Origin of the sequence: Halonotius pteroides (genome assembly GCF_003605635.1) — an archaeon.
Lineage (GTDB): Archaea > Halobacteriota > Halobacteria > Halobacteriales > Haloferacaceae > Halonotius > Halonotius pteroides.
The window spans coordinates 1-21,335 of record NZ_QMDW01000009.1; the positions used below are offsets into that span (position 1 = coordinate 1).

The window sequence follows — 21,335 nt, forward strand, 5'->3', positions numbered from 1 at the left end:
GTGGTTCGCCGCCACCCATTCATAGGTTCATTCACCATGGCGAGTCACTCCCATGACTTGTCGACACATTTCGACCGGGTAGCGGTAGCCCTCGCGATCATGACTGGGTAGAACGAGTAGTATTGAACCCAAAAGCTGTCGCTGCCGCACCATTTTGGCCGCGATACCGGCGTACGTCGAATAACGTGAGTAGGAGACGCTGCAAACGGCGGTATCGCTGTCGACTTATTCGGCGTTAGCAACGTCGGCGTTGGCGGCGTTTTGTTTGACACTTTTGAGTCCTTGCGTGCACTTCTGGCGGCTAGCATAGCCCTCACCGCTGTCGGCGATGATGTTGCCGTTTGTGTGGGCAAGTCGCCATTGCCACTGATCCGCGCTGTCGACGAAGAGTTCAAATGTTGCTGTCACGGTGTGGTACTAGATCACACACATATGACTCTACCGGTGGTCAGGACTGTTCGTCTGACCTCGGTGCTGTCAACTCGGCGTCAACAACGGTTCCGTCCGGTTGTAGCGTCACATACCCAAGCGTGACCGTCTCGCCGGGCTCGCCGGTGGCGGCGATCGTTTGCAGCGTAGCCTCTTGATCAAGGTGTTCCCACGTCACATCTGCGACCAGCTGTTGAAACGCCTCTGGATCACGCCAGCCTGAATCGATCTCACTTGGCACGTGGACAACGAACCTGAGTTGGTCATCGGTGACCTGTACGCCGACGACAAACCGATCGCCGTCGTCAGCGGCAGCCGTGTCAGCGTCAGGTTGTCCCGCCGTGTCGTCACGTCCAGCATCATCCATGGGTCTCCGTTCGCCAAGCGACAGCAAAACCGCTGTGGGTTGGCCCTGTCATACGCTACCAGCCGGCGACGCGCCGACGGGTAGAACGGTTTTTGCCCGTCGGTCGACCACCACGGACAATGAGTTATCGCATCGGCTTGGTTGGCAAGCCATCGGTCGGCAAATCCAGTTTCTTCAATGCGGCGACGATGAATGATGTGCCGGAAGGGGCCTACCCGTTTACGACGATCGACCCCAGCGTCGGCGAGGCCTACGTCCGCGTCGACTGTGCGGCCCCAGAGTTCGACGAGAGCTGCAGCCCAAACGTCGGCGTTTGTCGGGACGGCACCCGCTTTGTGCCAACAAAACTCGTCGATGTCGCCGGGCTGATCCCTGGCGCCCACGAGGGCAACGGGCTCGGCAATCAGTTTCTGACCGATCTCAACGAGACCGATGTCCTGATTCATATTGTCGACTTCTCGGGGACGACCGACAGCGAGGGTGAACCCACCGAGGGCCACGACCCACGCGAGGATATCGATTTCCTCGAAACCGAACTCGACATGTGGTATCTTGATATCCTCGAAAAAGGCATTGAGAGCCACGAAACGACATATGAGGGCGCGGATGCAAAGATCGAGGTCGACCTCGCCGAGCAGATGAGCGCGTTTAAAACCAACAAGGATGAGATCAAACAGATCATCCTCTCGCTTGGCCTCGAACTCAACACCGACACGTGGGACGCCGCCGACCGCGAGGCCCTCGCCCGCGAGATCAGAAAGCGAACCAAACCAATGTTGATCGCGGCCAACAAGATGGACACCCCCGAGGCCCAAGCCAACTGGGACGAAATCACCGACGATCCCGGCTACGACCACCTCACGTTTGTGCCAACAAGTGCCCACGCCGAAGGAGCCCTGAAAACGGCCGCCGACAACGGTGTTGTCGACTACACACCGGGCGACGACGACTTCGATATCGTCGGCGACCCCTCAACCGACCAGAGAGCCGGCCTCAAACAGATCCGGGAGTTCATCGTTGACTACGGCGGTACCGGCGTCCAGCAGGCGATCGAAACCGCGCTGTTCGATGTGTTGGGCTGTATCGCCGTCTTTCCGGGAAGCGCAAACGGAAGCGACGACAAAGACGGTGTCTTCCGGGATTGTTTCATTCTCCCTGCGGAGGCGACGACCGAGGACTTCGCGTACTTCCTGCACTCGGATATCGGCGACGGACTCCTCCACGGTATCGACTGCCGAACTGAGCGACAGGTTGGTGCGGATCACGGCCTCGCCCACCGCGACGTAGTCGAGATTGTGTCGACCAACTAAGCTGGCCTACGCCTCGGCGACATCATCGATCGCCTTCGATAGTGCGGTGAGTGCCTTAGTCGCAGTCATCGATTTCACCGCTGTGCGGTCACCATCGAAAACATGGCGAGTCACACGCACAAACGACTCCTCGGTGCCCCATAGAGCGGCGTAGGCAACGCCGATGTAGACGAGACCGACCGGTTTCTCATCCGTTCCGCCGGTTGGGCCGGCAATCCCGGTCGTCGAGATCGCCCACGTTGTTTCGGCGGTATCTCGCATCCCTTGGGCCATCTCGGCGGCAACGGGCTCGCTGACCGCGCCGTGGGTATCGAGTGATTCCCGAGAGACACCGAGTGCGGTCTGTTTTGACCGGTTTGAGTAGGTGACGACGCCGCGATCAACATACGCACTTGCACCGGGGATATCGGTGAGTTGCGAACAGAGCAACCCGCCGGTGAGCGATTCAGCAACTGCCACCGTCTCTTTGCGAGCGGTGAGGCGGTCACCGAGCGTTGCTTCGATGGGTTCGGCGTCGGTGGGGGTACCCATATCGGGTGTCGTCGATCCGGCAGTTTGAATCATCGGATCGGCCACTGATTCTACTGTGGGCGCGGTTCGGTTATTCGATAAACAGTGAGTAGGTGATAATCGAAAAGCCGATCGCCGTCAGCACAGCATTGATAACGACCCCAACATCGAGGCCAACCTCAAGCAGTTGGTGGGCGATCCCGCCGAACAGCGCGCCAAGGGTGACAAACCCGAAGCCGATCATCAGCCCACGGAGAGATGGATCGCCCGTTCGCCGGTAGGCCTTAAACGCAAAGTAGGTGATCGCACTTCCCAACACGAGAATCGAAGCCATGACGCCGATGATAACTGTTTCGAGGTGCATTATGTCTCCTCCCGCATCTGCGTCCAGAGCTCTTCGAGCCGGCGATCGGCGGTCTGCTCGTCGGCCGGTCGCTCAGCGGTGACAACCAGCTGTTCATCGTCGTCGACAGACACGGTAATCTGATCAAAGCCACGGGCATACAACGTCGCATGCTGGCCACTGCGACGGATCTCCGTCGATTCTATCAACAGGTTAGCGTCGGTCAGGTGATCGAGCTTGCGGTACATCGTCGACAGGGGAATATCACACGCATCCGAGAGTTCGTTTGCCGTCATTGGTTCTGAGAGTTCGGTGATAATCGCTCTGGTAGGTTCGTCGCCGAGTGCGTTGAGAACCTCCTCGGTGGTAGGAGCATCGTCCCGTTGTGACGGGTCACGCACCATTATGTGGCTGTTGTGACGAAGCGTGGATAAACGTACTCGTTCGACGACCGGTAGTATGATCCCCACGGTTGGAGACGCTGATCACCAGACGGCTCGTTGGTGTGTGCCCGCCAAACCACGGAGTTCGCGGCCGCGTTTCTGTCCCTGAAACCCGCGTGGGCGATTTATGTACTCCCACCCAGTTGGTTCCACTAGCATCCTCTATGGATCATCCGCTCCACCACCCCGACTGTATTGACCGCGTTCGCCGAGGAGGTGCCAGCTGATGCACACCCTCTCGACACGCCCTGAGCCAACCCCAGCCCAAACCGACGAGACCCGTGTCGTCGAGTTCGATGATGACGCCTTCGGCGACGTGCTGGCAGCGATTCATTCCGAAACCGCCCGTGAGATCCTCCTGAGTGTCCGCGACGAGCCACTGACAGCCTCCGAGATCGCCGACCGCGTCGACACCTCGGTACAGAATGCGAGCTACCACCTCCGAAAGCTTGTCGACGCTGAGCTTGTCCGTGTCTGTGACAACGTCTACTCAGAAAAGGGGTGTGAGATGAAATGCTACCGCGCCGTCGACACGGCGTTGCTGCTCACCACTGAGTCCCGATGAAAAAGTTGAGCGCGTTCCAACGCGATCTACTGTTTGTCGTCGACGGGATGGACGAGCCCTACGGCCTCGGGATCAAAGCCGAGCTTGAAGCCTACCGCGAGACGCCAATCAACCCGGGGCAGCTGTATCCGAATCTTAACTCCCTCGTCGAACAGGGGTATCTCACCAAACAACGGAAGGACGACCGGACGAATCTCTACCTGCCGACAGACCGCGTCGCTGCGGCGATCGCCGACCGACGGAGATGGGAGGCCGAGCAGTGCACCGAAACGACGACACCGCCGTCACCGTAATCAGCCCGACAACCCAAGTTCGGCGATCCGCTCGGTCATGTTTTCGACGCCGGCGGTCGCGTCTTCGGGCTTCTTGCCGCCGGTGATCACGATCTTCCCGCTGCCGAACAGCAGGATGACGACCTCGGGGTCATCCATCCGGTAGACTAGTCCGGGGAACTGCTCGGGTTCGTACTCGACATCCTCAAGTCCTAAGCCGATAGCGAGAGCGTTGAGATTGAGGCTGTCGCCGAGATCCGCACTGGAGACGATGTTTTGTACCGTTATCTCCGGATCATCACCGACCGGGATGCCGAGGCCACGAAGCTTCTCGAAGACGATATCAAGCGCGCCGTGAACCTCATCGGTGCTGGCCGCGCCGGTACAGACGATCTTCCCCGACCGGAAGATCAACGCGGCGGCTTTCGGCTCCTGCGTGCGATACACCAACCCGGGGAAGTTGTCAGGGTTGAAATCTGCCCCCGGGATGTCGGTCGCAAGTGCTTCGAGATCGAGTTCCTGACCGATCCCTGTCGAGGCAACGACGTTTTGAATTTCGATAGTTTCTGTCGGATCGACCATATGTCAGTAGTACGTTCGATGGGTAGGACACGAACCAATATAAAAGTGGTACATAAACGCCTGATAAAAGCGGCCGTCACTATCGTCTGTGCGCCAGCAACGCAGCGTATCCCAGCGATCTAACGGCTTCGTCGACATCAACTCCACAGTGGCTACACCGACGTGGCAGCGAAGATAGCGGCTTATACCCGATCGGTGACCCCCACCAACGATGCGGCAGCAACGATCAAGCACACACCCACTGACGTTGGGCGAACCGCATTCAAAAACGAGGATGCGAACGCTCACCGCCGTATCGCTGGCGAGTGGGTTCAACGGTGTTGTCGACAAGCATGACTCGACAGTTCCTGACCAGCAGATCTGACAGTGCTGTCCACACGGGGCTCACGACCGTCACCAACGGACGGCTTGACGGTGTCTTCGGGAGGATGGTTGCAAACACGACCCGCGTGGTGTTCGCTGGATGATGGACAAAGGAAACAAATATTGCGTGTATATACGACGGTCACTGTGTGGGATGATTGGGTAAAAGCGGGTAACTGTGGCAATAGCGGTGTGTACTCGGGTTTATGACCGCTCAGCGATACCCCTGACGCTTACCGCCATCGGCCGGGATTTACGACTACCACTACAACATGAAATAATGGTAGAGCAGACGCGCTTCTCTCGACGAGCGTATGTTGCCGGCGTTGGATCAGCAGCTACCCTTGGTGTTGCTGGCTGCCTTGGCGGCGGCGATGATAGCGTAACAGTCGCACATATGCCGATTTTCCCGGATCTCCAGTACTATGTTATGGAGTCAGAGGACTATCTCGCGGAGATCGATGCCACAATCGACAACCAAGAGTTCGGCAATGGCCCCGATATCGTCCAGGCCATGGGCGGCGGCGAGGTCGACATCGCGATGTTTGGGGTTGTTCCGGCGATGATCACCATCGACCGCGGCATCGGCGCGCAGGTGACAGCCGCCAACATCAAAGAGCCGATGGCGATCCTGACACACGACGAGTTCGCACCACTGTGGGACGAACACGGCAGCGATGCTTTCGACATCTGGGCCGACGAGAACGGCGAGCAGTTCACGTTCGGCACCTTCCCGCAGGGTTCAGTGCCGGATGTGTTGCTCCGCTACTGGCTCCAACAGGAGGGTGTTGATCCGGAAACCGACGTGACGATCACAGGGATCAGCGGAGCCAACGCCGTGTTTCAGGCGATCGCCAACGGCGAGATCGATGGCGCGTCGATCATGGAGCCGGTTCCCTCCCGGGTCGCTGAGGAGGGGCTCTCCTATGAGACGTTCCGCACCTCGGCGGAGATCATGCCCGGCCAGCCGGCCGCGGTGACGCTGATGACCGATTCGGTTCGGGAGTCACCTGTTGCCACACAGTTTCTCAACCAACACGTTCGGGCGACGACGTTTATCAACGAAAACCCATCGGCGACAGCCGAGATCGTAGAATCCGGTATCGGGATGCCGGCCGAACAGGCCCAACAGGCGCTTGATGGGCCGTTGGCAAACTTCGTCACCGATCCCCGCGAGATCGAGGCTGGCACCGAAATCTTCGCCGAGTTTGCCGCCGACAACGGCCAAACAGACGAACAGCTCACACGCGATCAGATCTTCGACTACAGCATCTACGAGACCCTGTAATGGCTACCGACGTTCAACAGGAGCCCGCGCCGACAACGAACGACGGCGAACTCCCAGTGGTCGGTATCGACCGCCGCCGGGCCGGCTTGGGAACCGTCGGCCTCGCGGGATTCCTCGGTCTGTGGTGGCTTGCAGCGCTATTCCAACCAGCCTACGTGTTGCCATCGCCAGCGGTTGTTGCCGAGGCGGCGGTCGCCGAATTCGCCAGCGGTGAGGTGTTTGTCGCTCTCGGCCAGAGCATCCAACACTGGATCCCCGGAACGATTATCGGCACCACGCTCGGCGTTGCCGCCGGGGTTGCACTCGGCTGGAGCTCACTGCTTGATGATATCTCCTCACCGGTTGTTCGGACACTCCGGCCGGTGCCGCCGCTGGCGTTGATCGGGTTTGCGATCGCCTGGTTCGGGATCAACCACGCCGGGGCTGCCTTTATTATCGCTGTCGGCGCGTTTTGGATCAACTTCTATGCCAGCTACGGTGGCGTCGAGGGCGTCTCCGATGACCTCCTTGATGTGGCTCGGAGTCTCGGTGTCGACGGCGATCTCGCACTCATCAAAACGGTCGTGATTCCGGCGGCGTCCCCGGAGATCATGACCGGGATCCGAACGGGGATCGGCCGGTGTTGGATGCTCGTCGTCGCCGCCGAGATCTTCGGCGTCCCCGGAATCGGGCGGCGAATCCTGCGGGCCTCAAACAATCTGCAGGTTGATGTTGTCATCACCTACATCCTCGTGTTGAGCATAATGTTCCTCCTTGTCGATATGGCCTACCGTGCCGTTCAAAAACGGGTGTTAGTATGGCGATGACAGAGAGCGGCGGTTCGTCGGTGCAGGTCAGCGGCGTCAGCAAACGGTATGCGAGCGAACAGGGATCCGTCCGCGCGTTAGCCGATGTCACCTTTGGTGTCGACCCGGGTGAATTCGTGTGCATTGTCGGCCCCTCCGGGTGCGGAAAAACAACGCTGTTTCGCATTCTGGCCGGCCTCGAACCGGCGACCCGCGGGCAGGTCACGCTCAATGACTCGGTGGTCACCGAGCCGACCCCAAACATGGGCATTGTCTTTCAGGAGTACCACCTCTTCCCGTGGCGAACTGTCCGGGGAAACATCGCCTTTGGGTTAGAGAAGGCTGTCGGCCTCGACGGCACCGATCGTGACCAACGCGTCCAACAGCTGATCGATCTTGTTGGCCTTGCAGGCTTCGAGGATAGCTACCCGAAATCGCTTTCCGGCGGGATGAAACAGCGCGTCGCGCTGGCGCGAGCGTTGGCGATCGATCCAGCCCTGCTTCTTATGGACGAGCCGTTTGGTGCGGTTGATGCCCAAACCAGAGAGCGCTTGCAGGATGAACTCCTCGACATCTGGCAGGAAACCGGGAAGACGATCCTGTTTGTCACACACGATGTCGAGGAGGCGGTCACGCTTGCTGATCGCGTTGTCGTGATGGGGCGTGATCCGGGGCAGCTTCGTGAGATCGTCCCCATTGATATCGATCGCCCGCGATCGCGCACGGATGCGGCGTTTGGCACCTCTGCTGAGCGGGTACGGTCGCTCATCGAGAACTAAGCTGGCGATTAGATCCCAAACGTCGCCCGCAACACGTCTCGCGTTCCAGGACCGAGCCCGACCGCCAACACCGCGATCAACAGCAGGATCGAGTACCGCGGCGACTCCTCGAGCAGGTCAGGCTCAAACACCCAGATGACGAACGTTGCTGCCGCCAATTTAACTATCAGAAACGGCCACGTGTCGCCGGTGACCGCCAGCACAGACGGCGGCAACACCGCCCCGGTAATATCGACGACAGCCGCGTTTACCGGGTGTTTCGGGACGAGATTCGCCCCCGCACCGAGCGCCGGCATCCAGTCGAGGCCGACGACGTTGGCGACGCCGTCAACCGAATGGCCCCACAACAACACCACGCCCATGAGGCCGGTGCCGGCGTTGATCGCCGGCGCGACCCGCTCGATGAGCAGCCACGTCGCCGCCGCCGAGATAGTCGCACCGATCGCCACCACCGCAAGCACCTGGGGTCGTAGACTGACATACGTCGTTGTCACCGCAAGATAGGTGAGATAGCCGACACTTGAAGCAACCAGCAGCACCCCAACTGCCGCGACCGGGTACTCGTAGGCGTCGACGACGCCGCGGTTCTCAAGGGCGACGCCGACGCCGACAGCCCCCAGTGTTATCGCAAACACCGTCACGTAGATGAACGGGCTGATGATGAGCGCGCTCACCGGAAAGGCGATCAGCGGCTCACTTCCCGCGGCGAGAGCGGCGATCCCCGCGTCTTCGATTGTGCGGAGCGCGCCGCCAAACAGCATGAACGGGAACAGCGCGTAGAACAGCGATCGGCTGTCACCGATCGCAAGCCGGCGGAGCAGCAGGTAGACGCCGACGAGCGCGAGCAACAGGACAAGCACATACCCACCCTCCGAGACGAGTGTGTAGCCCGGATACGCGACGATCTCGCCAGCCCGCTCGGCGGAACCACATTCGGCACCTGAGAAGAGATACGACACGTCGCCGTCGCGGATCACCGCACACTGCGCGCCGTTGCCGTCGGCGGCGACCGGCCCCCAGAAATACTGCCAGATGAAGCGGTCGTAAACCAACTCGCGGGCGACCACCGCGCCGACAACGAGAACGGCGGTCAGTGTGCCGACAGCACCGAGCCACAGCTGTTCAGGGTCAGCATCGAACCGTGCGGGGAACCCGGCCATACGAGCGTGTCCGGCCGAGACCAAATTGAGGGTTCCGGTCTCTGGTGGCTGGACAACACACCCGACCAACCGCGACGCCCTACACCGTGTTGTCGATACCGCGGGTTGCGGCCAACAGTGAGTCGTGTAGCCCACCGTTTGAGACAACCAACCCCTCGGAGTCGTGTCGCCACCGGTCGCCGTGGCGATCGGTGACCGTGCCGCCGGCCTGCCGGATGAGATGGACGCCGGCAACGCTGTCCCAGGGATACGAGACAAGGTTTGTGAACCCGCCGTCCAGCGACCCCGCGGCGATCAGCGAAAGGGTTGCCTGCGCGGAGCCGAACCGCCGAAGATCAGCATATCGCGTCACGAGTTCGCGTGTCGCTGCCGCGTACTGTGTGCGGTTGTCAGCGTCCCACAACATCAGCGGCGAGACAGTTGCCAGCTCCGGCTCGCTCGTTTTACTGACGCTGATCGCGGCCCCGTTTAGATACGCCGCCTCTCGGTCGGCGGTGTAGCTGTCGCCGAGTGCAGGTAGTACGACCGCCGCGCCGACCGGTTCGCCGTCCTCGACGGCGGCAACGGCAGTGCCCCACACGCGGTTGTCGTTGACGAAGTTGGTGGTGCCGTCGATCGGATCGACGATCCAGGCCGGCCCTGAATCCGGCACCGTCTTCAGCGCGTCATCTTCCTCACCGACAATCGGTTCGTTTGGGAACTCGGATTCGATGACCTCGATCACCCGGGCTTGGGCGTCGCGGTCGGCCTGCGTCACCACGTCGATATCGCTTGACTTGGTCTCGGTGGCGATATCAGTTCTGAACGACTCAATGGCCAGTTCCGCCCCGGCGGTTGCGGCACGCCTTGTGACTCCTGGTCGGCTTGTGGCGTCTGCGTTCACGGGCTAGCTCTCGGCTGATGGTGGTCTATATCCGTCGGTTCCGACCGTCTTTTGTCGGTCGGCCTGTGTCACTGTATCACGTATCGATGCGGGTATTCAGAAAGCTGCGCCGATGGCTCGCCAACAATATCGACACCGAGGCCAAATCTGCAACAGCTGATTCAGCCGACAGCGACGCACAAACCACAATCGACGACCCGGAAGCCACCTCACTTCGAGCGATCAAACTGCCTGACTCGGAGCGAGAGGCATGCGATGCCGAGGAGCGCGAGCGTTAAGCAGCCGAATCGGTGCTCACCAGCTCAGTCGAAGCGGACGCCAAGATCATGCAACCCGTCGTTGTTCATGGCAACGTTGATCAACAGCGGCGTTAGTGATTCGATCTCGGCGGCGTTGGCGAGTCCACCCGCATCGAGCGCGCGAAGCCCCTCGATATCCTCGGCGAGCCCGCTCACGGTCGCCTTCGCGTCGCCATCATCGGCAACGACGAGTGTGTCAATCCCCAGGTCGGAATCAAGATCCGCTAATCGCCCAGCAGCGAGATTGTGGAACGCGCCAACGACCGGCACCTCGTCGGGAGCTGCGGCGGCTGCGATGGCGGTCACGCTGCCGGCGTCGGGTGGATGGTAGTGAAATCCGTCCTCGTCGCGCTGCATGCCCGTTGCCGGAGAAATGATGATATCCCCTTCGGCCAGTGAGCCGGCGACAGCTTCGATGGTATCAGCGACATGATACGGCGGAACAGCGACAACAACCATATCAGCACGGTCGGCTGCCATCGTATTTTCGAACCCCGTAACCTTCGCGTCGACCCCGCGGTCGGCGAGTTCAGTCTCGTAGTCGTTGGCCGCCTCGCGTGCCTTCTCAGGGTCGCGGGAGCCGATCACGATATCGTGGTCGGTGTCGTGGCCCCATCGGAGTGCCAACCCTTCGCCGATCTCACCGGTGCCGCCGAGTAGTGCGATTCGCATGGTTTCTGTGAGGGCTGTTTAGGGGTAAGGGTTACGCGACCGGCGGGCTGGCCCGGTAGCTAGTCCAGATTCCGCAGATACGCCGGAATGTCGTTGACCGAATCGAGCACCGCGGCCGCGCCAGCATCCTCAAAGGCCGCTCGGCCCTCCTCGCCGGTTAGCCCGCCGGTACGCACGCCGACCCCCTGATACTCGCGGCGGTCGGCTTCGGCGGCGTTGTTCGCGGTTCGTACGTCATCAAGCGTATCCCCGGCGAAGACGACTCGGTCGGCGTCGAACCGTTCGGCGAGTGTCAATAGGGCGTAGGGATGGGGTTTGCCCTGTTCCCAGTTATCCATGGTAAAACGGTGCTCGTCGGCGACCGAGAGGCCAACACGGTCGAGGGCAATCGTCGCCTCTGCGGCCGGTCGACCGGTGACGACACCGACAGCGTAGCGGTCGGTCAGCGTGGTCAACGTGTCGCTGTCGACAAGGACGGGCTCGTCGTGGATATATCCGTCCGCGTCGAACGGTGGTTTCTCGCCTTCCAGTTCCGCAAAGAGATCGCTCCCCAGATACAGTGCCTGAAACACGGTGCGGAGTCGACCCGGCTCCCACGCGTCAGTCACACTCTCATACTCGTCCGTCGTCAACTCGGATTTGAGCACCGTCTTCGTCGCTTCGAGGCCGCCGCCGGCGTCGGCGATGCGGTCGGCAAACGTCGGGACATCCTGCTCGAAGCCCTGCCGTCGAGCGAGGACGTAGAGTGCGATCGCATCGGTGACCAGCCAGTCGTTGTTGAAGCCGCCGGCGTCTTTGAGCGGTTGAATCGCCGTGCGATCAAGCGTTTCGTCGTACACACGGCGCACCGATTCGATGACGGCCCGGCGGTAGGAGTCGGCGACATCGATCAAGACGCCGTCGATATCCAACACGACAGCAAGCTCACGCATTGTTCTGATGATCGCCGGCCGATATAAAAAGCGTACCGAGACACCCGCGTCAAATCACGGGTCGGGCGTCGCCACGGAGCCATCGATCGGCGTCAGACAATCGCACGACGCCGAGGTGGTTGGGGCGTGAAATTTAAGAACCGGCTTGTCGTATAGAGTTTCATGCATGCCGACATCGTGCCGATCGGGGATGTTCCTGCCCACGTCAAGCGCGAGTCGTCGGCTGTCCTGCGATCGGTCTACGACTGTGACGTGACCGTCCACGACAGCCAGTCGATCCCCGACGGCGCGTTCGACCAATCTCGGAACCAATACCGGGCCGAAGACTTCATCGAACTCGTCAGCCGTGTCGGCACCGGTGATACAAACATCGGCATTACCTCCAACGATCTCTATTATCGTCGCCGAAACTACGTCTTTGGGCTTGCGTATCTCAACGGCAACGGCTCGGTGATCTCAACACACCGCCTCCGGACATCCTCTGATGGGGGGATCACAAGCAAGCCGGAAGACGAGGTGTTTGCGGATCGCGTCCGAAAGGAGGTTGTCCACGAGATCGGCCACACCCTTGGGCTGGAGCACTGTGATAACTCGAAGTGTGTGATGAGCTTCTCGCCGACCGTCCGCGAGGTTGACGTGAAAGAGGAGAACCTCTGTGGCTCCTGTAGTCGGATTCTGCGGTAACGTCACCTATTTCCGATCCTACTCAAACGACCCAAGACTCGACTGTAGCTCCCGGCTGCTGCGGCCTTCAATCAACTCATAGCCGACCAGCTCCCGCATATCGGTGGCGTACGTCGATCCGTCGCGGTCGACGATCAGGAGTCGCCCTTTTGTGCCCTGCACGGTGCCGGCGGCGACCGTTTCGGCGACCGGCTGACTATCGAGGGCGAGTCCATACTCGAAATTGAATCGCTCAATCGGGGCAAATTCAGCCAGCAGTGTCTCCCACGCGTCGGTGTCAACCGCTTGCCCGAGCCCAGCCTGTTTGGTCGGCACCCGAACCCGATCCGGAATCTCGGTGGCGATCTCGGCTTCGCGCTCGCGGGCGATCCGGCCGTTTTCAACGGTTGCGATGTGGGCTCCCCGGTCGGCTCCCTGCTCGCGGAGGCGGGTGTCGAGTCGCCATTCTTTCGTGACGCCGACTTTGAACGTCGCCGGCGCAAACGCCGCGAGATAGATCGCATGGTCGTCGTGACAATCCATCTTGTCCTTCAGACAGGTACCGGTACAGCGGGCACAGACCCACGTCTGGTTGTGATCCGGGCAGTACGGCGCGGTAGGATTCTCGCAGGCGATATGGCTGTCATCGTGGATCGTGCCCGCACAGTGCCGATCACCGAGGCTGTAGTCAAGTTCGGTGCCAGGATCGAGCGGCTGATAGGTGATCTCTTCGCTGACCGTGGTGGCGGTATCGGCAGCGTTGGTAGGCGCAGTACTGCCGCTGTTAGGGCTCACTATGAGCCCACCATCGGCGGCATCGTAGCCAACGACCTGCACAACAGTGATTCGCTAGCCGGTAGTAAATTGCTGTCCCTTATCGGGCCGCTCGTCTCTTGTTGTCGCCGTCGAGCTATGACGTGTCGGTCACCGGCTGCGATGGTTCATCGCCGCCGTTTTTCCACTCGCCAAGTCCGGCCGGATCAAGGTGAATGTGGGCGTCGCCAACCTCGCCCATCCCGGTCAGCCGGGTGACGAGATCGGTTTCGATGTCGTGGGCCTCCGCGATGGTCAGCTCACCGTCGACCTCGACGTGGGCTTCGACCTCCAGGACGGTGCCATCGTAGAACACCGTCAGATCGTGGTAGCCTTTGATCGCGGCGTGGTTTGTGATGATCGACTCGATCTCCTCGCGTTTGCCGGCTGTGGGGGCCGCGCCGACAAGATAATCGAGGTTCTCTCGGCCGATCTCGACGCCCTGATAGATGACTAGCAAGCTGACGAGTGCGCCGGCGATCGGATCGAGCACCGGAAACCCCAGTCGAACGCCGACAACGCCGATGATCGCTGCGACAGTCGTGTAAATATCGTTGAGACAGTCTTTCGCTAAGGCGGCCAGCGCGGTTGAATCTACCCCGACGTTGGCCCGCTGGGTATACCAGTAGGCGAGATACATGTCGGCCATGGCAAATCCGAGCGCGCCGAGCAGGTAGTAGCTGAACTCAATGTCGGAGCCGGCGAGCAGGCCGCGAGCGGATTCAGAGAGTAGATAGCCGCCAAGCGCGACAATCACCGCTCCGACGAACAGCGCGGTCAACGGCTCGATACGGGTGTGGCCATGTGGATGGTTGACATCGGCTGACTCGTAGGAGCTGCTGCCCCAGACGAGGACAACGACGCTGGCGACGAGATCGGCCACCGAGTGGGCCGCGTCGGCGACGAGGGCGACTGAGCCGAACACGATGCCGACACCCCCCTCGGCGATAATCTTGGCGGCGTTAGCTGCAACGTTGACCCACGAGGCGTGTCGAAACCGGCGTTTGGCATCCCCGGGGTTCATATGAAAAAGTGTGGCAGAGGTAACTTGAGAGTTCGGGTTTCCCCGGTCTAACTTCGAGTTTTGACCGGTCTACCGACCGAATGCCGCAGAGTAACCGATCAAATCTTTCCGGAGTCAGTCGTTGATATTCCCGCTTGTCGCCGGCTGTGTCACCGTCTCTGTCTCGGTGGTATCACGATTGCTGACCGTGCGCTGTGGGAAGGGGATCGAGATCGACTCGGTGGCAAACCGTGATTTGACGCCCTCGACAACGCCGGCTGTCGCCCGCCACCGACGCTGTGGTGTCGGCGGGGCGATCCAAAACCGGATATCCAGCGTCACCGCTGACCCGCCGAAGGCGACAGGGAAGACCTGTGGCTCCGGGTTGCTTTCGACCATCGTCACCGCCTCGACGGCCTCGCGGGCGATCTCCTTTGCGCGTTCGGGATCATCCTCGTAGTCGATGCCGACCTCAACGTGGATGCGGAGTTTGCCGTCACGGCTCCGGTTTGTGATCGCTTGGTTGGCAACGTTGTCGTTCGGGATGACGACATGTTCGCCGTCGAAGTTTCGCATGATCGTGTTCATGATCGTGATCTTGGTGACGATCCCCTCCTTGTCGCCGATGGCAACCCAGTCGCCGATCTCGAAGGGCCGAGAGAACATGAGCACGAAACCAGCAAGCAGCGACCCAAGGGTCTGGCGGGCCGCAAACCCGATGACCACGCCAAGAATCCCGGCCCCGGCCAGCAGACTGGTGATATCAAGCCCCCAGATACTGAAGATCGCTACCACAGCACCGAGAATCAACGCGACCTGCAACACCCGCGTGAGAATCTGCTCTTGGTGGGCTGTGACGCGTTTCGTGTTGGCTGTATACTCCGTGACGGCATCGCGGATGAAGTCGTTGGCAACAACCGCTGTGAGGAGGACAAGTCCCGTCGTGACGAACTGCCCGATCGCCGGCAACGCGAGTTGTCCAAGTCCGACTAACTGGAGTGCCGTCGATATCTGCCCCCAAACAACGAGCAATACGAACGTTGCCGCCGAGAGGACAGCCAATTGGACGAGTCGAACAAGGATCGTAATCAGGACACCGACCGGTGCGACCGCATCGACGCGTTCGAAGGTCTCGCTGGCGGAGTCGCCAAACCGACCCTTGGCCCACCCCGTCACAAACCGTCTGGTTCGGGTCGCCACCCGTGGGACAAGCAGTCCGGCGATCACCACCGCAAGCAGCGCGATGCCAAGGCTCGCCGCGATCCGCAGTTCCGTCGAGACGCCATCAACCAACAGCGACTCAACTCGCGTGGTGATGCCGGACACCGTCATACAAGTCTCTGACACTAAACGATAAAAACGATGCTGGTGTCGACAGACGCTGGTTGGCTACGACGGCGATACCGCGTTCGTCGTGAGGCCGCCTCAGTCGTGGGCGGCGAGTTTCGCTTCGACGGTGTCGATCAGCTCCTCGTTGCCGAGATGGACGGGCACGCGCTGGTGGAACCGTTCGGGCTCAACCGCAAGAATCGACTGGGTTCCGTCAGAGGAGACACCGCCGGCACACTCCACGATGTAGGCCATCGGAATCCCCTCAAACTGTAGTCTGAGTTTTCCGTTTGCAGCGGATTTCAGCGCGGGATACGAGAAGCTCCCACCGTAGGTCAACACCTGATTTACGTCAGCGACCATCGCTCCGCCGTAGCGGAGCTTGTACTCCTGTTCAACGTCGTCGATAAACGCCGCAAAGCCCTCCGTCCAGTCGGGGACGCGGCCGCCCATACTGTAGACGGTCGGCTCGTCTGGGATCGTCACAGCATCGTTGATCACGTCGATCTCGCCGTCCTCGACGATGGCTTCGGTGACGCTGCCGTCGCGGGCGATATCCATCGTCAAGATCGGCCCGAAGAGGATGAAGCCCGAAGCCAGGAGCTCGTCGCCGCTGGCTGGAAGATCGCCTGCATAGACCGCGATGATCGTTCCCATCGGGCTGTTTGGCTTGATGTTTGAGGAGCCATCAAGCGGGTCACAGGCGATCGAGATATCGCCGCTGCCCACGTCGATCGGCTCGGCTTGCTCCTCGCTGGCGTAGGTACCAACGCCGTCGATGCCGCCGAGTGCCTCTTCGATTAGTTCGTCGGCGTAGGCGTCTGCCTCTAACCGTGTTTCGCCGCTGGGGTTTGTGTCGTCGCTTTTGACGCGCCGCCCCGGTAGTGAGGCGCGAATCTCAGGGGCAAGTTCCGCGAGCGTCTCGAAGATATCGTCGAGGATCACGTCCTGATCGCGACTCATTAGCGTGCCTCAGGGTTGGTTGGTTCGACGCCCATCACGTCGAGTGCTTCGGTCACGCTAGCGTCTTCGAAGATGACCGCTTCGAGGCCATCAAGAATCTGTTCGGGGTTATCGCGCTGGAAGACGTTGCGACCGACAGCCAACCCGTTGGCACCGGCGTCCATCGCGTTGCGAACCGTCGTCAGGAAGTCCTGATCGTCGGTTTTCGAACCGCCGCTCATAACCACCTTCGAACCGGCGGCCTGGGTGACCGCATGCGACATCGCCGCCGGCGAGCCGGGATACTTTACCTTCGTGATATCCGCGCCGAGTTCAAGCCCCAGCCGTGTTGAGTAGGCGATCGTCGAGGGGGTGGTCGCGTTTTTCAGCCCCTGGCCGCGTGGGTATGACCACATGACGACGCCGAGACCGTGGTCGCGGGCGGCTTCTTGGGCATCACGGAACTCCTCGACCATTTCGATCTCGTGGTTGGAGCCGCCGTAGACGGTAAACCCGATGGCCTCCGCGCCGACCTCGACGGCGTTTTCGACCGTCCAGTTGACCGCCGAGTTTGGCTCGCCCATCCAGAGATTTGAGGTGCCGTTGAGCTTAGCCAGCAGGGTTACGTCGTCCTCGTAGGAGGGATAATAGCCCTCGGCGATCCCTTTCTGGACGGCGACCGCTGTCACCGCATCGTGGGTGCCGATCTCGAACACCCGATCCGGGTCGGCCGTTGCGGGGTTCGGTTCAAAGTCAACTGGCCCGTGCTCTAGGCCGTGGTCGTAGGCCACAATCAGGGACTTTTCGTTGCGCGTGATCGCGGAATCAGCACCTGGGATCATCATTTCATGGATCGGTGAACTATACTAAAAGTGCTATGGCACATGTTTGTGGCCTGAGAGATACGATTATGTATCTGTTTCCGATCTCGCCGCCGATATCCCGCTTTTCGGTGCGTTGCTCCGTGTGTACAGCCGCCGTTAATACAATGATTGTTCGTGTAGCTACCGATGGAATCAATCAATCGTCGGAATCCGAAACGTTGCTCGTCGGCTGGCAACGATCCGTCCCCGTCGGCGATCGGCTTACTCCTCGACCGGGAACGCCTCGTGGAGCGTATCGTGGGTGTCGCTCAGCCCCTCAAAGACGCTCTCGCCTTGGGCGGTCAGTCGGTGGATTGCCAGTTCGGCGTCGCGAACGGCCACAAGTCGCCCGCGAAGATAGTCGTACTCCGGGTCGTCTGGGTCTGCGGTGGCGATCTCTTCTTCAAGATCGACGAGAGCGGCATCGAGATGACGCTCGATCGCCGACAGCGTTTCCGCCTCGGCCAGCGCGCCGATCGGGCCGGTGAGATGGCCCTCCAGTTCGTTCTCTGCATGCTCGCGGGCCGCGGTGTCTTCGGTTCCCAGTACGTTCATCAAGCCGAGTTTGAGTGCTTCGAGTTCGTGACAGCTCATATGGCTTACAGTGTTTGATCAACTAAGTCGCTGACGATGCGGTCGCGGTCAAGATGCGACGAGACAATGCGTTCGGTGTCATCCGCGTCGACGCCGCCGTACCAGACGTTTTCGGGGTAGACAGCGACGATCGGCCCTTCGCCACAGCGGCCGAGACACGAGCTTCGGGTGATGCGGGCGTCACACTGCTCGGAATCGCGGGCTGCCTGCCGGAGGCCCTCAAGAACAGCCGGCGCGCCGTCGGCCGCACAGGTCTGGTTGGTACAGACCGTGACGTGTTTTTCCGGGGCGTCGTGGGTGTGTGGCTCGTCGTCGATATCGCTGCGATCGGCGTGGGTCTCTTGATGGGTCAGCGCACGCAACATCGCTCGCGCGCCGCCGGTGTCCTCCTCGTAGCCGGTGAGATCGACCTTGTACTTGCAGGTGTCACAGGACATTTCGACGCTATCGGTGCGGGCCTCCTGCCAGCGGTCGCCGAGTACGTCCAACAATCGCGAATCAGTGCCGAGTGGGTCGCCAGCCAGCGCGTTGACGTACGGGTACTCGTCGTCGAACTCGTCGGTCCACTCCCGAATCCGACCGGTCAGGACGCCGTCGCCGAGCATGTAGGGGACAACGACGACGGCGTCCGGTCGCTGTTTGGCGAGTGTCGACAGCGAGTCGTCCAGCGTCGGCTCGGTGATCCCGATGAAGGAGGCTTCGACGGTGCTGAACTCACGGCCCTCATGTAGGAGGCGGGCGAGCTTGTGGAGATCAGCGTTGGCGTCGGGATCACTGGAGCCGCGGCCACAAACAACGACGGCGACATCGTCGTCTTCACGATCGACGCCGAGTTCTGACTCGACGGCGGCCGCGCGGTCGTCAAGCAGGTCGACGATAGCCGGGTGGATCCCGAGGTGTGCGCCGTTGTTGATCTCGACTTCCTGGGCTGAGCGTGCCCGCTGGACGGCCAACGGCACATCATTTTTGACGTGACTGGCCGCAAACAGCGAGAGCTGGACGACGGTGACCGAGCCGACGGAGCCGGCCAGTCCCTCGATGCCGTCCTCGATGGCTGGCTCGGCGAGCTCCAGAAAGGCGGCATCAACCGGGATCTCCAGGCGGTCTTCGAGCATCGCCGCTAGCTCGCGGACCTGCTCGTTTGACTTCTCGCGGCGGGAGCCGTGGCCGACCAGCAGGACGGCCTCGTTGTCGACGCTTTCGATGGTGTCGTGGAGCTGACTCATGCTTCGAACTGTGAGCGATCAAAGTCGACATCGGTTGCCTGATCGAGACTCTGCACCAGTTTGCGGCGGCGACTCGGCGCGAACAGGCCTGTTGCCGCCGTCTCCTCGTAGAGCCACATGCCGAACTCGGCGGCTGCGTCGTCGTCGACACCGAACCAGTAGCCGCCCGAAGAGGTCTCCGATAGCTCCCCGTACGGCGCCTCGGCAGGGCAGTCATCGAGCAGCTCCTGGACGAGTTCGAGCAGCGCGGCGTCGTCGTGGACAAACGAGACACCGACGGTGCCGCTGGAGGACTTGAAACAGATGGTGCCACAGCCCTCCAGGATGCCGCGCAGTAGATCGCGGCGGTGATCGGCGAACGCCCCGAAGCGGTAGTTGCCGCGGCCATCGACCGGGAGGCCGAGCGCGCCGCTCATCCCAAAGAGATCGTCGCCCGTAACCGCGACCGTGTACTCGTCTTCACTCTTCGTGATATCGGTGTTGTGCGCGTAGTCGCGGGTGGTTTGCTCGTGGTCGATCTCGCTGCCGACGATCTCGCTGAGCGTCTCGGCGGCGGCCTCGTCGTTGGTCGTCACGGTGAGGCGGTCACGCTCGATATCGCCGTTGCCGGCGACCCGGCCCCAGAAGTAGGCCGTCGCCGGGTGGCCCGCCAGCAGGTCGTCGGGAACGCCGACGCCGAGCGGTGGCCGGTCGGCTTCGGCCTCCTCGGTGGCGGTCATTTCTCGACCTCCTCGACGACGATGGCGTTGGTCGGACAGGCCGCGGCGGCCTGCCGGGCCTCGTCGATCCGATCGTCGTCGAAGGTGGCGATCACGTCGCCGTCTTCCTCTCGGATCTCGCCGTCGCCGTCGTACACTGGATCGCCCGCGGGGTCGATGGTGGCGAGGCCGTCGTCGTCCTCGACAAACCGCGGATCGCGAGTCAGGCAGGCGAAGATACCGTCGCAGGGCTCCTTCTTGAGGGTGACTTCGTAGGTTGTCATGTTAGTAATCGTATTTCGTCTCGTAGCCACGCGGTGTGACCATCCGGTCGTCCCAGACGTAGGTCTCCTCGTTGCCGACGAGGATCGTCGTCGTCATGTCGATGATCTCCGCTTCGCCGAGCGCCTCGAGCTCGCCGAGCGTCGTGATCATTACTTCCTCGTCCTCGCGGCCCGCGCCGTGAACGATGCCGACCGGCGTATCGGGGTCGCGGTGAGCGAGCAGGATCTCACAGCATTTCTGGAAGTTCTCGCGGCGCTTGCGGCTCCAAGGGTTGTAGATGACGATGGTGAAGCTCTCGCCGGCCGCCGAATGGAGCCGGGATTCGATCTCCGGCATCGGAACCAGATGGTCGGACAGTGAGATCGACACCGTGTCGTTGACCAGCGGCGCGCCCAGCAGCGCACTGCATGACTGGGCGGCGGGGACGCCGGGGACGACCTCGTAATCGACCATCGAGGCGGTCGCCCCCTTCGATTCGATGATTTCGAGGGCCAGCCCCGACAGGGCGTAGACGTTGGGGTCGCCGCTGCCGATGATCGCCACGTCGTTGCCGGCGAGCGCGCGGTCGATGGCCTCCTCCGTCCGGGAGACCTCGCCACACATCGGCGTGTCGTAGAGTTCGTCGGCCTCCTCGGTGATCTCGTCGGGCAGGAGTTCGATATAGGTCGTGTAGCCGACGATGTGTTCGGCCTCCAGCAGCGCGGCGCGAGCGCGCTGGGTCATCCCCTCTGGATGACCGGGGCCGAGACCGACGGCCGTCAGCTGGCCGGGGTCGGCGTCGAAATCGTCGACCGTCGACCCGATCTTCTCGTCGACCGACTCCTGTTTCGACGAGCCGTCGCTGGATTTCGCCGTACAGCCGCCAGAGTCGTCGCCTGTTGATTCGGTTGCCTGTTCCGTTGTCGTTTCCGCCGTCGTGTTGGTGTCCGTACTCATG

At 61.3% G+C, this 21,335-nt stretch carries 29 protein-coding genes; 9 read left to right on the forward strand and 20 right to left on the reverse strand.

Annotated elements, in window-relative coordinates:
• Positions 1 to 225 precede the first annotated feature (225 nt).
• A complete protein-coding gene (locus DP106_RS07680; protein ID WP_120084491.1) occupies positions 226 to 408 on the reverse strand; it encodes an HVO_2922 family protein in 183 nt (60 codons plus the stop codon).
• Positions 409 to 448: 40 nt separating this feature from the next.
• Positions 449 to 796: a hypothetical protein gene (locus DP106_RS07685; protein ID WP_120084492.1), complete on the reverse strand. Its 348-nt coding sequence runs from the start codon at positions 794 to 796 to the stop codon at positions 449 to 451.
• Between the two features lie 119 nt (positions 797 to 915).
• On the opposite strand from DP106_RS07685, the gene DP106_RS07690 reads away from it, so the two are divergent.
• Positions 916 to 2,106 carry a redox-regulated ATPase YchF gene (locus DP106_RS07690; RefSeq protein WP_120084493.1) on the forward strand — a complete coding sequence of 397 codons (1,191 nt, stop codon included), beginning with the start codon at positions 916 to 918 and terminating at the stop codon, positions 2,104 to 2,106.
• Between the two features lie 6 nt (positions 2,107 to 2,112).
• Here the strand turns inward: DP106_RS07690 and DP106_RS07695 are convergent, their stop codons facing one another.
• From DP106_RS07695 to DP106_RS07705, 3 genes are all read right to left on the reverse strand, one after another.
• Complete coding sequence (locus tag DP106_RS07695; RefSeq protein ID WP_120084633.1) at positions 2,113 to 2,637, reverse strand: CinA family protein; 525 nt, start codon at positions 2,635 to 2,637, stop codon at positions 2,113 to 2,115.
• Between the two features lie 70 nt (positions 2,638 to 2,707).
• Positions 2,708 to 2,980, reverse strand: coding sequence for a DUF7521 family protein (locus DP106_RS07700; RefSeq protein WP_120084494.1), 273 nt, complete (start codon positions 2,978 to 2,980; stop codon positions 2,708 to 2,710).
• The gene (locus DP106_RS07705; protein ID WP_120084495.1) at positions 2,980 to 3,363 is read right to left on the reverse strand and encodes a winged helix-turn-helix domain-containing protein; all 384 of its coding nucleotides are present in this window, start codon (positions 3,361 to 3,363) and stop codon (positions 2,980 to 2,982) included. Before DP106_RS07705 ends, DP106_RS07700 begins: the two co-directional genes overlap by 1 nt.
• A 265-nt stretch (positions 3,364 to 3,628) precedes the next feature.
• On the opposite strand from DP106_RS07705, the gene DP106_RS07710 reads away from it, so the two are divergent.
• Both DP106_RS07710 and DP106_RS07715 read left to right on the forward strand, forming a co-directional pair.
• Positions 3,629 to 3,967 carry an ArsR/SmtB family transcription factor gene (locus tag DP106_RS07710; protein WP_120084497.1) on the forward strand — a complete coding sequence of 113 codons (339 nt, stop codon included), beginning with the start codon at positions 3,629 to 3,631 and terminating at the stop codon, positions 3,965 to 3,967.
• Entirely contained in the window at positions 3,964 to 4,260 is a 297-nt protein-coding gene (locus DP106_RS07715; protein WP_120084498.1) for a PadR family transcriptional regulator, read from the forward strand. Before DP106_RS07710 ends, DP106_RS07715 begins: the two co-directional genes overlap by 4 nt.
• Here DP106_RS07715 and DP106_RS07720 read toward each other — a convergent pair whose 3' ends face one another.
• Positions 4,261 to 4,821 carry a TATA-box-binding protein gene (locus tag DP106_RS07720; RefSeq protein WP_021038327.1) on the reverse strand — a complete coding sequence of 187 codons (561 nt, stop codon included), beginning with the start codon at positions 4,819 to 4,821 and terminating at the stop codon, positions 4,261 to 4,263.
• Between the two features lie 332 nt (positions 4,822 to 5,153).
• On the opposite strand from DP106_RS07720, the gene DP106_RS16390 reads away from it, so the two are divergent.
• The 4 genes from DP106_RS16390 to DP106_RS07735 all read left to right on the forward strand — a co-directional run bounded on the left by DP106_RS16390 (position 5,154) and on the right by DP106_RS07735 (position 8,036).
• Entirely contained in the window at positions 5,154 to 5,288 is a 135-nt protein-coding gene (locus tag DP106_RS16390; protein ID WP_276310069.1) for a hypothetical protein, read from the forward strand.
• 176 nt (positions 5,289 to 5,464) lie between these two features.
• Positions 5,465 to 6,472, forward strand: a complete 1,008-nt coding sequence (locus DP106_RS07725) for an ABC transporter substrate-binding protein (protein ID WP_120084499.1) — start codon at positions 5,465 to 5,467, stop codon at positions 6,470 to 6,472.
• On the forward strand, positions 6,472 to 7,278 hold the full coding sequence (locus DP106_RS07730) for an ABC transporter permease (RefSeq protein WP_120084500.1): 807 nt from the start codon (positions 6,472 to 6,474) through the stop codon (positions 7,276 to 7,278). The genes DP106_RS07725 and DP106_RS07730 overlap by 1 nt, the downstream gene beginning before the upstream one ends.
• Positions 7,269 to 8,036, forward strand: coding sequence for an ABC transporter ATP-binding protein (locus DP106_RS07735; protein ID WP_205738904.1), 768 nt, complete (start codon positions 7,269 to 7,271; stop codon positions 8,034 to 8,036). The genes DP106_RS07730 and DP106_RS07735 overlap by 10 nt, the downstream gene beginning before the upstream one ends.
• Before the next feature lie 8 nt (positions 8,037 to 8,044).
• Here DP106_RS07735 and DP106_RS07740 read toward each other — a convergent pair whose 3' ends face one another.
• Together DP106_RS07740 and DP106_RS07745 are read right to left on the reverse strand one after the other, a co-directional pair.
• On the reverse strand, positions 8,045 to 9,196 hold the full coding sequence (locus tag DP106_RS07740; protein WP_120084501.1) for a DUF63 family protein: 1,152 nt from the start codon (positions 9,194 to 9,196) through the stop codon (positions 8,045 to 8,047).
• 79 nt (positions 9,197 to 9,275) lie between these two features.
• Positions 9,276 to 10,079: an inositol monophosphatase family protein gene (locus tag DP106_RS07745; RefSeq protein WP_120084503.1), complete on the reverse strand. Its 804-nt coding sequence runs from the start codon at positions 10,077 to 10,079 to the stop codon at positions 9,276 to 9,278.
• 65 nt (positions 10,080 to 10,144) lie between these two features.
• Here DP106_RS07745 and DP106_RS07750 point away from each other — a divergent pair, with 65 nt between their 5' ends.
• Entirely contained in the window at positions 10,145 to 10,357 is a 213-nt protein-coding gene (locus tag DP106_RS07750) for a hypothetical protein (protein WP_133305115.1), read from the forward strand.
• A gap of 24 nt (positions 10,358 to 10,381) precedes the next feature.
• Here DP106_RS07750 and npdG read toward each other — a convergent pair whose 3' ends face one another.
• Both npdG and DP106_RS07760 read right to left on the reverse strand, forming a co-directional pair.
• Positions 10,382 to 11,050: an NADPH-dependent F420 reductase gene (npdG, locus tag DP106_RS07755; protein WP_120084505.1), complete on the reverse strand. Its 669-nt coding sequence runs from the start codon at positions 11,048 to 11,050 to the stop codon at positions 10,382 to 10,384.
• A 59-nt stretch (positions 11,051 to 11,109) separates the two neighbouring features.
• Positions 11,110 to 11,982, reverse strand: a complete 873-nt coding sequence (locus DP106_RS07760; protein WP_120084507.1) for a TIGR01548 family HAD-type hydrolase — start codon at positions 11,980 to 11,982, stop codon at positions 11,110 to 11,112.
• 162 nt (positions 11,983 to 12,144) lie between these two features.
• Here DP106_RS07760 and DP106_RS07765 point away from each other — a divergent pair, with 162 nt between their 5' ends.
• Entirely contained in the window at positions 12,145 to 12,666 is a 522-nt protein-coding gene (locus tag DP106_RS07765; RefSeq protein WP_120084508.1) for an archaemetzincin family Zn-dependent metalloprotease, read from the forward strand.
• A gap of 18 nt (positions 12,667 to 12,684) precedes the next feature.
• On the opposite strand, the gene DP106_RS07770 is transcribed toward DP106_RS07765, so the two are convergent.
• The 10 genes from DP106_RS07770 to cobJ form a co-directional block, all read right to left on the reverse strand.
• Positions 12,685 to 13,482 carry a DUF2797 domain-containing protein gene (locus DP106_RS07770; protein WP_120084509.1) on the reverse strand — a complete coding sequence of 266 codons (798 nt, stop codon included), beginning with the start codon at positions 13,480 to 13,482 and terminating at the stop codon, positions 12,685 to 12,687.
• 73 nt (positions 13,483 to 13,555) lie between these two features.
• On the reverse strand, positions 13,556 to 14,482 hold the full coding sequence (locus DP106_RS07775; protein WP_120084511.1) for a cation diffusion facilitator family transporter: 927 nt from the start codon (positions 14,480 to 14,482) through the stop codon (positions 13,556 to 13,558).
• Positions 14,483 to 14,596: 114 nt separating this feature from the next.
• The gene (locus DP106_RS07780; protein ID WP_120084512.1) at positions 14,597 to 15,793 is read right to left on the reverse strand and encodes a mechanosensitive ion channel family protein; all 1,197 of its coding nucleotides are present in this window, start codon (positions 15,791 to 15,793) and stop codon (positions 14,597 to 14,599) included.
• A gap of 93 nt (positions 15,794 to 15,886) precedes the next feature.
• Entirely contained in the window at positions 15,887 to 16,753 is an 867-nt protein-coding gene (locus DP106_RS07785) for a class 1 fructose-bisphosphatase (RefSeq protein WP_120084514.1), read from the reverse strand.
• Positions 16,753 to 17,574, reverse strand: coding sequence for a class I fructose-bisphosphate aldolase (locus DP106_RS07790; RefSeq protein ID WP_120084635.1), 822 nt, complete (start codon positions 17,572 to 17,574; stop codon positions 16,753 to 16,755). The genes DP106_RS07785 and DP106_RS07790 overlap by 1 nt, the downstream gene beginning before the upstream one ends.
• A gap of 243 nt (positions 17,575 to 17,817) precedes the next feature.
• Complete coding sequence (locus DP106_RS07795; RefSeq protein WP_120084515.1) at positions 17,818 to 18,189, reverse strand: DUF3209 family protein; 372 nt, start codon at positions 18,187 to 18,189, stop codon at positions 17,818 to 17,820.
• A 5-nt stretch (positions 18,190 to 18,194) separates the two neighbouring features.
• Positions 18,195 to 19,415: a CbiX/SirB N-terminal domain-containing protein gene (locus DP106_RS07800; RefSeq protein ID WP_120084517.1), complete on the reverse strand. Its 1,221-nt coding sequence runs from the start codon at positions 19,413 to 19,415 to the stop codon at positions 18,195 to 18,197.
• Positions 19,412 to 20,134 carry a cobalamin biosynthesis protein gene (locus DP106_RS07805; protein ID WP_120084518.1) on the reverse strand — a complete coding sequence of 241 codons (723 nt, stop codon included), beginning with the start codon at positions 20,132 to 20,134 and terminating at the stop codon, positions 19,412 to 19,414. Before DP106_RS07805 ends, DP106_RS07800 begins: the two co-directional genes overlap by 4 nt.
• Positions 20,131 to 20,397, reverse strand: a complete 267-nt coding sequence (locus DP106_RS07810; RefSeq protein ID WP_120084519.1) for a ferredoxin — start codon at positions 20,395 to 20,397, stop codon at positions 20,131 to 20,133. The genes DP106_RS07805 and DP106_RS07810 overlap by 4 nt, the downstream gene beginning before the upstream one ends.
• A 1-nt stretch (position 20,398) precedes the next feature.
• Positions 20,399 to 21,334, reverse strand: coding sequence for a precorrin-3B C(17)-methyltransferase (cobJ, locus tag DP106_RS07815; RefSeq protein WP_120084520.1), 936 nt, complete (start codon positions 21,332 to 21,334; stop codon positions 20,399 to 20,401).
• Between the last annotated feature and the right edge of the window lies 1 nt (position 21,335).